We start from the raw sequence: 13,970 nt of genomic DNA, 5'->3' as shown, positions 1-13,970 counted from the left end.
TACGACTGCTGGACAAGAAATTTGCCCTTTTTCTTGCCATTTTGGTGCAGCCATGAAGAATGATGCGCCTTCATTGTTTCAAAAAGGCGTGTTTCGTATGGATGTTACTCTTCCTCCTCTGTTGACCGCGATGGTGGATCGCGGCAACGGGCTGTTATGGGGCAGTGTACTGATTTACCTGCTCATCGGCGCTGGCCTCTATTTTACGGTCATGACCCGCGCCATTCAGATTCGCTATTTCGGTCATATGTTCAAGCTGCTGCGCGGCTCGCGGCAAGCCAACGGCGGGATCTCGTCGTTTCAGGCGCTCTCGACCAGTCTGGCTGCCCGCGTCGGTACGGGCAATTTGGCGGGTGTGGCGGTCGCCATCTATTTTGGTGGCCCAGGGGCTATTTTTTGGATGTGGATGACGGCCATGGTCGGCATGGCGACCAGCTTCGTGGAGTCCACGCTGGCCCAGGCGTACAAGACCGACCATGGCGACAATACTTTCCGCGGTGGCCCGGCGCGCTATATCGAGCGCGGTTTGGGCCTGCGCTGGTTAGCGGTGCTGTTTTCGATCTGCCTGATCATTGCGTTTGGGTTGGCGTTCAACAGCGTGCAGGCCAACTCCATCGCGCAGGCCATGGAGCAGGCGTTTGCCATTCCCACCTGGGCCATGGGGCTCGTCTTGATGGCCATCGTTGCGCCGATCATCTTCGGTGGTCTGAAATCGATTGCCAAAGTCGCCGAGCTGGTGGTGCCGCTGATGGCGCTGCTGTACCTGATCTTGGCGCTGGTCGTGGTGGCGCTTAATATAAGCGACCTGCCCGCGGCCATCATGACGATCGTGCAGAGCGCGTTTGGTATCGAGCAGGCAGCAGGTGGAGCGGTTGGCTATGCGATTTCTCAGGCGATCATGAACGGGATTCAGCGCGGACTGTTCTCCAATGAAGCGGGCATGGGCTCGGCGCCTAACGCGGCAGCGACCGCCAGCACCCGTCCGGATCACCCGGCGGCTCAGGGCTTCATTCAAATGCTGGGCGTTTTTCTGGACACCCTGGTGATCTGTACCGCGACGGCGGCCATCATCATCATGGCAGGCCCTGAGCTTCTGGCGGGTGAAGAGAATAACGGCATACAGCTCACGCAAATGGCGCTGTCTAGCCATGTGGGTGACTGGGGCGGTATGTTCATTGCCATCGCCATTTTACTATTTGCCTTCACCTCGGTAATTGCCAACTACTCCTACGGCGAATCCAATATCGAGTACTTGGCAGGCCGTCGTGCGCCCCTGGCGGTGATGGTGTATCGCGTCGCCGTGCTGGGCATGATCATGGTCGGTTCGGTGGCAAGCCTGGGGGCCATCTGGAATTTTGCCGATCTCTCCATGGGCATGATGGCGATTATCAACCTCGTGGCGATCCTGCTGCTATCGCCCATCGCTTTTGCGCTGTTCAAAGATTACGACATCCAGCTCAAAGCGGGTAAAGAGCCGGTCTTCGACCCCAACCAGTTTCCGAAACTGGCGAACAAAGTAGATCCGAACGCCTGGCCGACTAAGAAATAGCCACGCATTAGCCTGCTAGGCGTCATCCGCCCCACGCGATGCTGCGATAAAAGCAGCCACGCGTGGGGCTTTTTCATGGGTGGATAGTTCGATTTTGTCGAATGTAACTCGGAAAACGTTGCGCTTTTGCTTACCGAAAAGCGACGTAGAATAGCGCTTAACCTTCCCACTGATTTTTAAGGAGTTTTCATGACCACCCATGCCCTATTAGTGACGTCTTCGATTTTGGGTGATAACGGCCAGTCCAATGCGTTAGCGAGCCATTTTCGACAGCAGGCCGCGGCACGCGAGGGCGTCAAGGTGACCCATCGCGATGTCGTTGCCAACGCGCTGCCGCACCTGGCCATCGAAGAGTTGGGCGCGTGGCAAACGCCTGCTGACGAGCGCACCGCCGAGCAGCAGGCGCTGGCCGCCCACTCGGATGAGCTGCTGGCAGAGCTGCGCGCTAATGATGTGCTGGTGTTGGCGGTACCGATGTATAACCTGGGCATTCCTTCCCAGTTGAAAGCCTGGTTCGACCGCGTGCTGCGCGCCGGTGAAACGTTCCGCTACACCGAAAACGGCCCTCAGGGGCTGATCGAAGGCAAACGGGCCATCATTCTGGCCGCGCGTGGGGGCCAGTACGCAGGCACCGAGTTCGATAGCCAAACGCCGCACCTGACAACCATGCTAGGCCTGATGGGCATCAGCGATGTGGAGGTGGTGTTTGCAGAAGGCCTGAACATGGGCGATGCTCACCGCGATACCGCGCTGAAAGAAGCCTTCCAAGCCATCGATCAGCTCGTCGAAGCACTCTAAAATCGACACCTGCTAACGAGGTCGCCATGCCACGCCCCGAACTGCTCGAACAGATCTACACCATCGTCGATCAGATTCCGGCAGGGCGAGTCACGACCTATGGGCGCATCGCTAAGATGACCGAAGGGGCCACGCCGCGCATGGTGGGGTCGGCCATGCGCCACTTGCCTGAGGGGCATCAGCTACCCTGGCATCGTGTCATTGCCGCGTCACTCAAACTGGCTGACCACGGCGGCGCGGCACGCCAGCACGAAAAGCTGCGTGCCGAGGGCGTCGCGTTCGATGCCAAAGGCCGCGTACCGCGCCACCTCGTTTGGCCGGATGAGTAGCTTTGTGGTGAATGGTGATTTGTAAGTGGTGAATGGAGTGGAGTGAATAGCTAGTTGTGAATGGCTAGTTGTGAATGGCTAGTTGTGAATGGCTAGTTGTGAATGGCAAAACGCCGCCCGGTGGGCGGCGTTTTTTTTGCGCGGTGATGTTGGTCGACTGGCTTTTAGTCTTCCTGCTTACTGCCGGACTTCCACGACCAGTCGCGCCAGCGTAGGTCGAAGAGATCCTTGCGGCGGTCTTTGAGGTTGGTGACCGAGCCTTCGGCGCGCACCACGGTGAGGCGGGTGAGGTCCAAGTCGGAGAAGAAGATCATCTCCGTGTTGGGCGTGGTTTCGGCCAGCACCGCATCGTGGGGGAACGCGAAGTCGGAGGGCGTGAACACCGCCGACTGCGCGTATTGGATATCCAGGTTCTCGATGGACGGCAGGTTGCCGACGCTGCCGCAAATCACCACGTAGCACTCGTTTTCGATGGCGCGGGCCTGGGCGCAGTGGCGTACCCGCAGGTAGCCGTTTTTGGTATCGACCCAGAACGGCACGAAGAGAATGTCCATGTCCTGGTCGGCCAGCAGGCGGCCCAGCTCCGGGAATTCCACGTCGTAGCAGATGAGAATGCCCACTCGGCCCGCGTCGGTGTCGAAGACCTGCAGATTGTCGCCCCCTTCGATCACCCAGTCGCGGCGCTCCTGCGGGGTGATATGTAGCTTGAGCTGCTTCTCGACCTCGCCATCGCGGTGGAACAGGTACGCTACGTTATAAAGACGGTCGTCTTCGCCCACCTCGATCATCGAGCCACCGATGATATTGATGTTGTAAGAGACCGCCATGCGGGAAAGCTCGCTCTTGAAGCGGTCGGTAAAGCCCGCCAAAAAGCGAATGGCCGCCGTTTGGTCTTTTTGGGCAGCCCGGTCCTGAAGCCCCATGAGTGGCGTGGTGAACAGCTCCGGGAAAACGGCAAAGTCGCTCTGATAATCCGACAACGCATCGACGAAATACTCGATTTGCTGCAGCGCAGCCTCCACGGAGGCGAACTCACGCATTTGCCACTGCACCGCGCCCACGCGTACCTGAGTGGGGCGAGTGTCCAGCACGTTTTCAGCGGGCTCGAACAGAATGTTGTTCCACTCCAACAGCGTGGCGTAGCCTCGGGACTGCTCATCTTCCGGCAGGTACTTGCGTAACAGACGTTTGACCTGGAAGTCGTTGGCAAGCTGGAACGACAGAATCGGATCGTAAATCTCTTTGCGGGAGACTTTGTCGATGTACTGGGCAGGCGTTAGCTCGACGGCGTGCTGGTGATACTCGGGAATACGTCCGCCCGCCAAAATAGCCCGCAGGTTGAGCGAACGGCACAGCTCTTTACGCGCTTCGTACAGGCGGCGGCCCAGGCGGTAGCCGCGATAGTCTGGGTGGATCAGTACATCCAGTCCGTACATGGCATCGCCTTCCGGATCGTTCAGGATGATTTCACGATGGCCGATCAAATCGTCGTATTTGTGCGGGTTGGAGAACTCGTCGTAATCCACCTGCACGGTGAGCGCCACGCCGACCAGCACGCCATCGTCCTCGATAGCAATCTGACCATCAGGAAATTCTTGGATCAGCTTATCGATGGTGTGCTTGGGCCAAGCGCCACCAATGTCGTGATACACCGCGTCCATCAGCGACTTCAACTGATCGTAGTCGTCGCTGGCGAGGTTACGCAGATTGAGGTGCAGGTCTTCTAGGGACATAGTTCAGGGGTACCCAGTCGTCGAATGGAGATAGCCTAGTGTATCACTGCTGGGCGCTGCGCGTTTTATGCGGCGCGGCGGCGCGTACCAGCGGGCGCGTCAGCGTTTGGGCCATGATCACCCCGGCGAGAATCAGCAGGCCGCCAATGAAGTGGAAGCCCGATACCTGCTCACCTAATAGCGCCATGGCAATCAGCGCACTAAATAATGGCATGAGGTTGATGAAAATACTCGATTGATTGGCACCGATCTGGCGTACGGCGCGCATCCATAAAAACGTGGTGATGACCGAGGCGGGAATGCCCGCGTACAGGATCAGCCAAACGTTCTGCCCATCCACCGGTGTCATGGGGCCCATGAGATAGGGCGGCAGCAAGAACAACACGGCAAAACAGACCTGGACATAGAGCATGACCCAAGGAGGCAGATTCATCGCCCAGCGTTTGAGCATCACGCCATAAAGCGCATAGCAAGTGGCGGCGACCACCATTAACGCGTCGCCCTGCGCCACCTCTAACTGCAGCAGAGAAAGTGGGTTGCCGCGGCCCAGCAGCACGGTGACGCCGATAAAGGCGAGCACGCCGCCTACGACACCGCCCAGCGTTGGGGGTTCCTTGAGAATCAAGGCGCTGAGTAGCACCGTCAGGAGCGGAACCATGGCGGCTAAAATGCCCATGTTGGTCGCGGTGGTGGTCTCTGCAGCCACGTAGGCCAGCCCTTGCCACAGCCCCATGCCCAGCAGCCCCAGCAGCGCCAGTTTCGGCCAGTTACGCACTATTTCCTCACGGTGGCGCAGAGCGGCAGGCAGCACGAAGGGCGTCATGACCAGCAGCGCGAGCAGCCAGCGCAAAAAGGCGATGCTGCTGGGGGCAATCGCCCCAACGGTCAGCTGGTTGATGGTCATGTTGCCCGACCAGATCAACACCGTGGCCAGCGGGGGTAAAAAGTACATCAACGGCATAGCGGCTTCCCTTAACTCGGTCCCTTATCGTTAGCCGGTTAATGTGACGCGCTTTGCTACGATGAGCAAGGGGCAGCGGCGTTTCGTGGTAGACCAAAGAGCAGGTTAACGAGCCGCCTAAAAGGCTGTACGTCGAACGCGCCATGTCATACGCTTGTTTGAATATGAGAGGCTAGCCACATCGATAACATTAAAGGAGCGCCGTGATGCACCCAGCGCCAGCTTATCCGCACCTGTTTCGACCGCTGACCGTCGGTCATTTGACGCTGCCCAATCGCGTTTTGATGGGGTCCATGCACACCAATTTGGAAGAGGCGCCGAACGGTTTCGAGCGTTTGGCTGCGTTCTATGCAGAGCGGGCGCGGGCGGGGGTCAGCCTTATCGTGACGGGAGGCATCGCGCCGAACGCCGAAGGCGCCGTCTTTCAGGGAGCCAATGCGCTGACGGACGCCTCGCAGGTAGCGGCGCACCGCCAGGTGGTCGAGGCGGTTCACGCCGAAGGCGGCCATTTATGTATGCAGATTCTGCATGCGGGGCGCTACGCCTACTCTCCAGAGTTGGTCGCTCCTTCAGCGCTGCAGGCACCGATCAACCCCTTTACGCCCCGGGCGCTCTCCAGCGACGACGTCGAGCAGCAAATCGACGACTACGTTCGCTGCGCCATCCTGGCGAAACAGGCGGGCTACGATGGCGTCGAGGTGATGGGATCGGAAGGCTACTTGATCAACCAGTTCATCTGCCGGCGTACCAACCAGCGTGATGACGACTGGGGGGGAGATTTCGAGCGGCGCATGCGTTTCCCCGTCGAGATCGTCAAGCGTATTCGCCAAGCCGTGGGCGAGCGCTTCCTGCTGATCTTCCGGCTCTCGATGATCGATTTGGTAGAGGAGGGCAGCTCCTGGGAAGAAGTCGTGCAGCTGGGCCAAGCCATCGAAGCCGCTGGCGCCAACGTCATCAATACCGGCATTGGCTGGCACGAGGCGCGGGTGCCGACCATCGTGACCAGCGTGCCCCGGGCCGCGTTTACCGAGGTGTCTCGGCGCATGCGTGCGGCCCTGTCGATTCCGTTGATCACCACCAACCGTATCAACATGCCCGAGGTGGCCGAGCGGGTGCTGGCAGAAGGCCATGCGGACATGGTGTCGATGGCGCGCCCGTTTTTGGCAGACCCTGAGTGGGTACGCAAAGCGCAGGCGGGCTTGGCGGATGAGATCAATACCTGCATTGCCTGTAACCAAGCCTGTCTGGACCACACCTTTATGGGTAAGTTGACCTCCTGCTTGGTCAATCCCCGCGCTTGCCACGAAACCGAGATTACCCTGACACCGACGCAAACGCCTAAGCGGGTCGCGGTCGTTGGCGGCGGCCCGGCGGGGTTGGCGACGGCCGTGGCGGCGGCTAGCCGTGGCCACGCCGTGGTGCTGTTCGAGCGGCGCAGCGAGCTGGGCGGACAGTTCAATTACGCTCGTAAAATTCCTGGAAAGGAAGAGTTCAACGAAACGCTGCGTTACTTCCGTGTGATGCTGGAGAAACACGCGGTGGATGTGCGTCTGAATACCGAGGCCACCGTAGACGCATTGGCGGATTTCGATGAGATCGTGGTGGCCACTGGAGTGATGCCCCGTGAACTGGCGCTGTTGGGCGCCGACCATCCCTGTGTGTTGAGCTATGCCGAGGCGATCGAGCAGCCCGAGCGGGTGGGGCAACGCGTGGCGGTCATTGGGGCAGGCGGAATTGGCTTCGATGTGTCTGAGCTGCTGTCTCACGAAGGCCACCCTGCTACGGATATCGACGCGTGGTGCGATGAATGGGGCGTGGATTTGGCAGTGGGCGAGCGAGGCGGCTTGAAAGCGCCACAGCCGCCGCGCTCACCGCGCAGTATCGTCATGCTGCAGCGTAAAAGCTCCAAGCCAGGCAAAAACTTAGGCAAAACCACGGGCTGGGTACATCGTGCTTCTCTAAAGCAGCGGGGTGTGCAGACGCTCACCGGCTGCGAATACGTGCGTATCGATGATGCCGGGTTGCATATTCGTCGCGACGGACAGGAGCAAGTGATCGAGGTGGACACCGTCGTAGTGTGTGCAGGGCAGGAGTCCGTGCGCGATTTGATAGCGCCGCTCACCCAGTTAGGTGGCCGCGTGCATGTCATTGGTGGCGCAGCAGAAGCGGCCGAGTTGGATGCCAAACGTGCCATCGATCAAGGCACGCGGTTGGCGGCAGCGCTGTAACGCGCATCGAGAGCGTGACGTTAACGGCACAATGGCGATAGACTGATGAATCACCCTAACTACTAAGCCACGTTAGGGATTTAAGGCGCGGGTGGCACCCAGCCTGCGCCGCACGACCGTCAGACATAAGGATTATCGTCATGCCCTCGGAGTGTACCCCACGATTTCTCGCCAGTGACAACACCTCCGGTATCTGCCCGGAGGCGATGCAGTACTTACTCGAAGCCAATCAGGCGGATGACCTCGCTTACGGCAACGACCGCTGGACCGCCCGTGCCGCCGACCGTTTTCGGGAAATGTTCGACTACGACTGCGACGTGTTTTTCGTGTTCAATGGCACTGCAGCCAATTCACTGGCGCTCTCCGCGATGGGGCGCAGCTACCACAGCGTGATTTGTCATGAGCTGGCACATATCGAGACCGACGAGTGTGGCGGCCCTGAGTTCTTTTCCAACGGTGCGAAGTTGCTCACCTCGCCGGGGGCAAATGGCAAGTTGACGCCCAAGGGGATCGAAGCGCTGGTCACCAAGCGTAGCGACATTCACTATCCGAAACCGAAAGTCGTTTCGCTCACCCAGGCCACCGAAGTGGGTACCGTCTATTCTCGCGAAGAGCTGCTGGCCATTCGCGCCATGGCAGATAAGCATGACCTTCGGCTGCACATGGACGGTGCACGCTTTGCCAACGCTTGCGCAAGCCTCAATGCATCGCCAGCAGAGCTGACGTGGCAAGTGGGCGTCGATGCACTGTGCTTCTCGGGCACCAAGAACGGCTTGGCGTTTGGTGAGGCGATCCTATTCTTCAATCGCGAATTGGCGGAAGACTTCTCCTACCGATGCAAGCAGGCGGGGCAGCTAGCATCGAAAATGCGCTATGTCTCTGCGCCGTGGTTGGGCTTGCTGGAGAGCGGGGCCTGGCTGACCAACGCCGAACATGCCAACGCCATGGCGCGTTATCTATCGGAAGGGCTACAGGCGCTGCCGGGTGTCTCGCTGATGTTCCCCACCCAGGCGAACAGCGTGTTCGTTGAATTGCCGCCTCACGCCATCGAAGCGTTGAAAGCCAAAGGATGGACCTTTTATACCTTCATCGGTGCTGGCGGAGCGCGGTTCGTCTGCGCTTGGAACACCACCGTTGAATTGCTCGATCAGCTATTGGCCGATGTGAAAGAGGTACTAGGATAGCCTGGCCAAGCGGCTAGAGCACTGCTTACACGCCACCTAAAAGGTGGCGTGTTGCGTTGTAGCGCCGAGTTGGATTCAACGCAACTAAACCTCTCCTCATACGCTCATAAGGGTATCTCAGCGGTCACATGAGCTGCGTTGAAGATAGTGTCATCACTTTTTGCTAATGCTGACTACGCTGATAGAGCGACACCTCGAATAGCACGCCGTCTGGGGTATTGGCTTGGCGGTTGCGCTGGGGGATGGGCCACAGGAGAGTTCCATGAGCATCTTTGATCACGTTCAAGACCGTTTTGCCCGCGTTCAGCAAGAGGACATGAGCCTCGAGGAGTACCTGGCGCTTTGTCGCCGCGACCCCAAGGTGTATGCCAGCGCCGCAGAGCGCATGCTGGAAGCGATAGGCGAACCTGAAGTGATCGACACGGCGAAAGACCCGCGTCTATCACGCATTTTTTCGAACAAGGTGATTCGCCGCTATCCCGCTTTTGCCGAGTTTCACGGTATGGAAGAGGCCATCGAGCAGATCGTGGCTTACTTCCGTCACGCGGCCCAGGGGCTCGAAGAGCGCAAACAGATTCTTTATTTGTTGGGCCCGGTCGGCGGCGGTAAATCCTCGCTGGCCGAGCGCCTGAAGCTATTGATGGAGCGCATTCCCTTCTATGCCATCAAAGGATCGCCGGTCTATGAATCGCCGCTTGGACTGTTCTCACCGGAAGAGGATGGTGAGCTGCTAGAGCAGGAGTACGGCATACCTGGGCGCTACCTGCGTAGCGTCATGTCGCCATGGGCCGCTAAGCGCTTGAAAGAGGCCGGCGGCGATATTTCTCAGTTCCGAGTCGTGCGCCTTTATCCGTCGCGTCTCAACCAAATCGCCATCTCCAAAACCGAGCCGGGGGATGAGAACAATCAAGATATCTCGTCGCTGGTCGGTAAAGTGGACATCCGCCAGTTAGAGCTTTACTCCCAAGACGATCCGGATGCCTACAGCTTCTCCGGCGGGCTGTGCCGTGCCAACCAGGGGCTGATGGAGTTCGTGGAGATGTTCAAGGCTCCCATAAAGGTGCTGCACCCGCTGCTGACCGCTACCCAAGAGGGCAACTACAACCCTACCGAGGGCATGGGCGCGATTCCTTTCGATGGCGTGATTCTGGCCCACTCCAACGAGTCCGAATGGCAGGCGTTTCGTAACAACCGCAATAACGAGGCGTTTCTGGATCGTGTCTATATCGTCAAAGTACCCTACTGCCTGCGGGTGTCGGAAGAGATCAAGATCTATCAAAAGCTGTTGGAAGACTCCTCCCTCAGCGCCGCGCCTTGCGCGCCGGATACGCTGCGCATGCTGGCGCAGTTCTCAGTGCTGTCGCGGCTCAAGGTGCCGGAGAACTCCAGCATCTACTCCAAGATGCGGGTGTATGACGGGGAGAACCTGAAGGACACCGATCCGCGCGCCAAATCGATTCAGGAGTACCGCGATGCGGCAGGCGTAGACGAGGGCATGCAGGGGCTCTCGACCCGCTTTGCCTTCAAGATTCTGTCGAAAGTGTTCAACTTCGACAGTATGGAGGTCGCGGCTAACCCGGTCCATCTGCTTTACGTGCTGGAGCAGGCGCTGGAGCGCGAACAGCTGCCCTCCGAAGTGTTCGAGCGTTACCTGGGCTTCATCAAGGAGTTTTTGGCCCCGCGTTACGTGGACTTCATCGGCAAAGAGATTCAAACCGCTTATCTCGAGTCCTATAGCGAGTACGGTCAGAACATCTTCGATCGCTATGTCACCTACGCCGATTTCTGGATTCAAGACCAGGAGTATCGTGATCCCGAGACAGGCGAGCTGCTCAACCGCCAATCGCTGAACGAAGAGCTCGAGAAGATCGAGAAGCCAGCAGGCATCTCCAACCCGAAAGACTTCCGCCATGAAGTGGTGAACTTCGTACTGCGGGCGCGGGCGCAAAACAACGGTATGAATCCCAGCTGGCAGTCTTACGAGAAGCTGAAAGGCGTCATCGAACACAAGATGTTTGCCAACACCGAAGAGCTTTTGCCGGTGATTTCCTTCAACGCCAAAGCGTCGAAATCGGATCAGAAAAAGCACGAGGATTTCGTGGCGCGCATGGTGGACCGTGGCTATACCGAGAAACAGGTGCGGCTGCTTTCAGAGTGGTATCTGCGCGTGCGTAAGTCTCAGTAGCGGGCTGCTTGGCCCGCATACAAGAGCGCCACGATTCGGCGCTCAAGATCGAGGTGTTGAGGAGGTCGAATGACCTACTTTATTGATCGCAGACCCAACGCTAAGCATAAGAGCGCGGTCAATCGGCAGCGCTTTTTGGAGCGTTACCGCAAGCACATCAAGCGCTCGGTGGAGGAGGCGGTCAACCGCCGCTCCATCACCGACATGGAGCGCGGCGAGAAAATATCGATTCCCACCAAGGACATTTCCGAACCCGTGTTTCAGCACGGCCCGGGTGGGGCACGCAACATCGTCTCGCCGGGTAATAAGGAGTTTTTGGAAGGTGACAAAATCCGTCGACCTAGCGGCCAAGGGGGTGGTGGCGGTGCCGGGGAAGGCGGCGCTTCCAACCAAGGAGAGGGGAACGACGAGTTTGCGTTCACCCTTAGCCGCGAAGAGTTTCTGGAGTTCGTCTTCGATGGCTTGGAGCTTCCCCATTTACAACGCAAGCCGCTCAAGTCGTTGGAAGAGATCAAAATGGTGCGCGCAGGACTGGCGCGGGATGGGGTGCCGTCACGCATCAGTATTACCCGATCGATGCGCGAGGCTTATGCACGGCGCATCGCCATGCGTGCACCCATCAAGCGTGCTTTGAAGGAGGCGCAAGAGGCGCTGGCGGCCGAGGAGCGTAAAGATCCGGTACTGCGTAATCCTGCTCGCGTCGGGGAGCTCAAGGCCGAGATCGAACGGCTGGAAAAACGTATCGACGCCATTCCCTTCATCGATACCTACGATTTGCGCTATCACCAGCTCGCCGCCCAGCCGCAACCATCGAGCCAAGCGGTGATGTTTTGTGTCATGGACGTGTCGGGCTCCATGACGCAGAACCATAAAGACATCGCCAAACGGTTTTTCTTACTGCTCTATCTTTTTTTAGAAAAGCATTACGAGAAGGTCGAGCTAGTGTTCGTGCGCCACCATACAGCTGCTAGAGAGGTGAATGAAGAGGAGTTCTTTTACTCACGAGAAACCGGCGGCACCATCGTCTCCAGCGCGCTGAACCTGGTCAACAAGATCATCGAAAAACGCTACCCCTCTGGCCAGTGGAATCTCTACGTGGCCCAGGCCTCCGATGGTGACAACTGGGACGATGATTCCAATATCTGCCGTGATCTGTTGGTGAAGCAGTTGATGCCTCAACTGCAGTACTACGCCTACGTGGAGATTACCCCGCACGATCATCAATCGCTGTGGCACGAGTACGAAGCCGTAGCGGCGCAGTTTCCCGAGCGTTTCGCCATGCGCCAGATCGTCGATGCGGGCGATATCTACCCCGTTTTTCGTGAGCTATTCAAGCGCCGCATGAGCCAAGAGCGGTAGTGCGAGTCGAGGAGTGCGCCATGAGTGTAAACCGCAAGCCCATCGCCACTGGGTCGGACTGGAATTTCAGCGTGCTGGAGCGCTTCGATGAGGAGCTTGCTAGGCTCGCCGATGAGTATCGGCTAGATACCTACCCCAATCAGATCGAAGTCATCACCACCGAGCAGATGATGGATGCTTATGCCAGCGTCGGTATGCCAGTGGGGTATCACCACTGGTCATTCGGTAAGCAGTTTCTCGCTGTCGAGCAGGCCTACAAACGTGGACAAATGGGATTGGCTTACGAGCTGGTCATCAACTCCAACCCCTGCATTGCCTACTTGATGGAGGAGAATACCTTGATGATGCAGGTGTTGGTCATTGCTCATGCCTGCTACGGTCATAACTCCTTCTTCAAGGGCAACTACCTATTCCGCACGTGGACCGATGCGGAATCCATCGTCGATTACCTCGTGTTCGCCAGAAAATACATCGCGCAGTGCGAAGAGCGCCACGGCGTGCACGCCGTCGAGCAGCTCTTGGATGCCTGCCATGCGCTACAAAACTACGGAGTAGACCGCTACAAGCGGCCATCACCCATCTCGGCGGAGGAGGAGGCCAAACGCCAAGACGAGCGCGAAGCGTACCTGCAAACCCAGGTCAACATGTTGTGGCGAACGATCCCCGAGCCGCCAGCTGGCGTCGCGCCGCTCCCGGGAAGCTTGCACAGCGACGATGACCCCTTAGGGCTGCATACGGGGGGTCGCTACCCCTCCGAGCCCCAGGAGAACCTGCTCTACTTCATCGAAAAGAATGCCCCGCTGCTGGCCCCTTGGCAGCGTGAAATCGTGCGTATCGTGCGTAAGTTGGCCCAGTACTTTTACCCACAGCGGCAAACCCAGGTCATGAACGAGGGGTGGGCGTGCTTCTGGCACTACACGCTAATGAATCGACTTTACGATGAGGGTAAGGTCGATGAAGGGCTGATGCTGGAGTTCTTGCAGTCCCACGCGGCGGTCATCAATCAGCCGGGGTTCGATAGCCCCTATTACAGCGGGCTGAACCCTTACGCACTGGGCTTTGCCATCTTCATGGACATCAAACGGATATGCGATGCGCCGACCGCAGAAGATCGGGAGTGGTTCCCCGACATGGCGGGTAGCGCCTGGCGGGAGACCTTAGAGTTTGCGATGCGAAATTTCAAGGATGAGTCGTTCATCCAGCAGTTTCTATCGCCCAAGGTCATTCGCGATCTAAAACTCTTTTTGATCGTCGATGACGATCATGCGGAGACCCTGGAAGTCGCTGCCATTCACGACGACCGTGGCTATAAGCGCGTTCGCGAAGCGCTCGCGAGCCAGTATGCGCTGTCCGTTCGCGAACCCAATATTCAGGTGGTGGAAGCCGCCATTCGCGGAGATCGTTCGCTAACGCTGCACCACATTCAGGATAATCGCCGTCCTCTGGGCAGAAGTGTCTACCCTGTGATTCGTCATTTACAGGAACTCTGGGGCTTTCCTGTCCACTTGATATCAATGGAAGAGGTAAAAGTCACGCGTCGTTACCGTTGGCCCGTCGAAGAGGAGAGCAAAGAAGCGGGTTGATGATGGTATTCAGCCAAGTAATGGGTTTTTCGCCCAAAAAAACCATTACCCCGCGCAGTGC

10 protein-coding genes are annotated in these 13,970 nt (G+C 58.2%); 8 read left to right on the top strand and 2 right to left on the bottom strand.

What is annotated here, in order from left to right:
- Positions 1 to 97 precede the first annotated feature (97 nt).
- The 3 genes from FRH_RS00250 (at position 98) to FRH_RS00240 (ending at position 2,676) form a co-directional block, all read left to right on the top strand.
- Positions 98 to 1,549, top strand: coding sequence for a sodium:alanine symporter family protein (locus FRH_RS00250; RefSeq protein WP_139526780.1), 1,452 nt, complete (start codon positions 98 to 100; stop codon positions 1,547 to 1,549).
- Positions 1,550 to 1,738: 189 nt separating this feature from the next.
- On the top strand, positions 1,739 to 2,347 hold the full coding sequence (locus tag FRH_RS00245) for an NAD(P)H-dependent oxidoreductase (protein WP_153843768.1): 609 nt from the start codon (positions 1,739 to 1,741) through the stop codon (positions 2,345 to 2,347).
- A gap of 26 nt (positions 2,348 to 2,373) precedes the next feature.
- A complete protein-coding gene (locus tag FRH_RS00240; RefSeq protein ID WP_139526785.1) occupies positions 2,374 to 2,676 on the top strand; it encodes an MGMT family protein in 303 nt (100 codons plus the stop codon).
- A 164-nt stretch (positions 2,677 to 2,840) separates the two neighbouring features.
- Here the strand turns inward: FRH_RS00240 and FRH_RS00235 are convergent, their stop codons facing one another.
- Together FRH_RS00235 and FRH_RS00230 are read right to left on the bottom strand one after the other, a co-directional pair.
- On the bottom strand, positions 2,841 to 4,409 hold the full coding sequence (locus FRH_RS00235; RefSeq protein ID WP_139526787.1) for a bifunctional GNAT family N-acetyltransferase/carbon-nitrogen hydrolase family protein: 1,569 nt from the start codon (positions 4,407 to 4,409) through the stop codon (positions 2,841 to 2,843).
- Positions 4,410 to 4,452: 43 nt separating this feature from the next.
- The gene (locus tag FRH_RS00230; RefSeq protein ID WP_281997498.1) at positions 4,453 to 5,370 is read right to left on the bottom strand and encodes a DMT family transporter; all 918 of its coding nucleotides are present in this window, start codon (positions 5,368 to 5,370) and stop codon (positions 4,453 to 4,455) included.
- A 206-nt stretch (positions 5,371 to 5,576) separates the two neighbouring features.
- Here FRH_RS00230 and FRH_RS00225 point away from each other — a divergent pair, with 206 nt between their 5' ends.
- From FRH_RS00225 to FRH_RS00205, 5 genes are all read left to right on the top strand, one after another.
- The gene (locus tag FRH_RS00225) at positions 5,577 to 7,598 is read left to right on the top strand and encodes an NADPH-dependent 2,4-dienoyl-CoA reductase (RefSeq protein WP_219861342.1); all 2,022 of its coding nucleotides are present in this window, start codon (positions 5,577 to 5,579) and stop codon (positions 7,596 to 7,598) included.
- A 140-nt stretch (positions 7,599 to 7,738) separates the two neighbouring features.
- Entirely contained in the window at positions 7,739 to 8,782 is a 1,044-nt protein-coding gene (locus FRH_RS00220) for a low specificity L-threonine aldolase (RefSeq protein WP_139526792.1), read from the top strand.
- A 262-nt stretch (positions 8,783 to 9,044) separates the two neighbouring features.
- The gene (locus FRH_RS00215; protein WP_153843766.1) at positions 9,045 to 10,967 is read left to right on the top strand and encodes a PrkA family serine protein kinase; all 1,923 of its coding nucleotides are present in this window, start codon (positions 9,045 to 9,047) and stop codon (positions 10,965 to 10,967) included.
- A gap of 69 nt (positions 10,968 to 11,036) precedes the next feature.
- Positions 11,037 to 12,326, top strand: a complete 1,290-nt coding sequence (locus FRH_RS00210; RefSeq protein ID WP_153843765.1) for a YeaH/YhbH family protein — start codon at positions 11,037 to 11,039, stop codon at positions 12,324 to 12,326.
- Positions 12,327 to 12,346: 20 nt separating this feature from the next.
- Positions 12,347 to 13,909 (top strand): SpoVR family protein, encoded by a 1,563-nt coding sequence (locus FRH_RS00205; RefSeq protein ID WP_219861338.1) that lies wholly within the window; start codon positions 12,347 to 12,349, stop codon positions 13,907 to 13,909.
- Positions 13,910 to 13,970: the final 61 nt, after the last annotated feature.

It is taken from the genome of Halomonas sp. A020 (assembly GCF_027943625.1).
Classification (GTDB): domain Bacteria; phylum Pseudomonadota; class Gammaproteobacteria; order Pseudomonadales; family Halomonadaceae; genus Vreelandella; species Vreelandella piezotolerans.
Note: the sequence above shows the minus strand (reverse complement) of the source record. Positions and strands in the feature narration are given on the sequence as shown.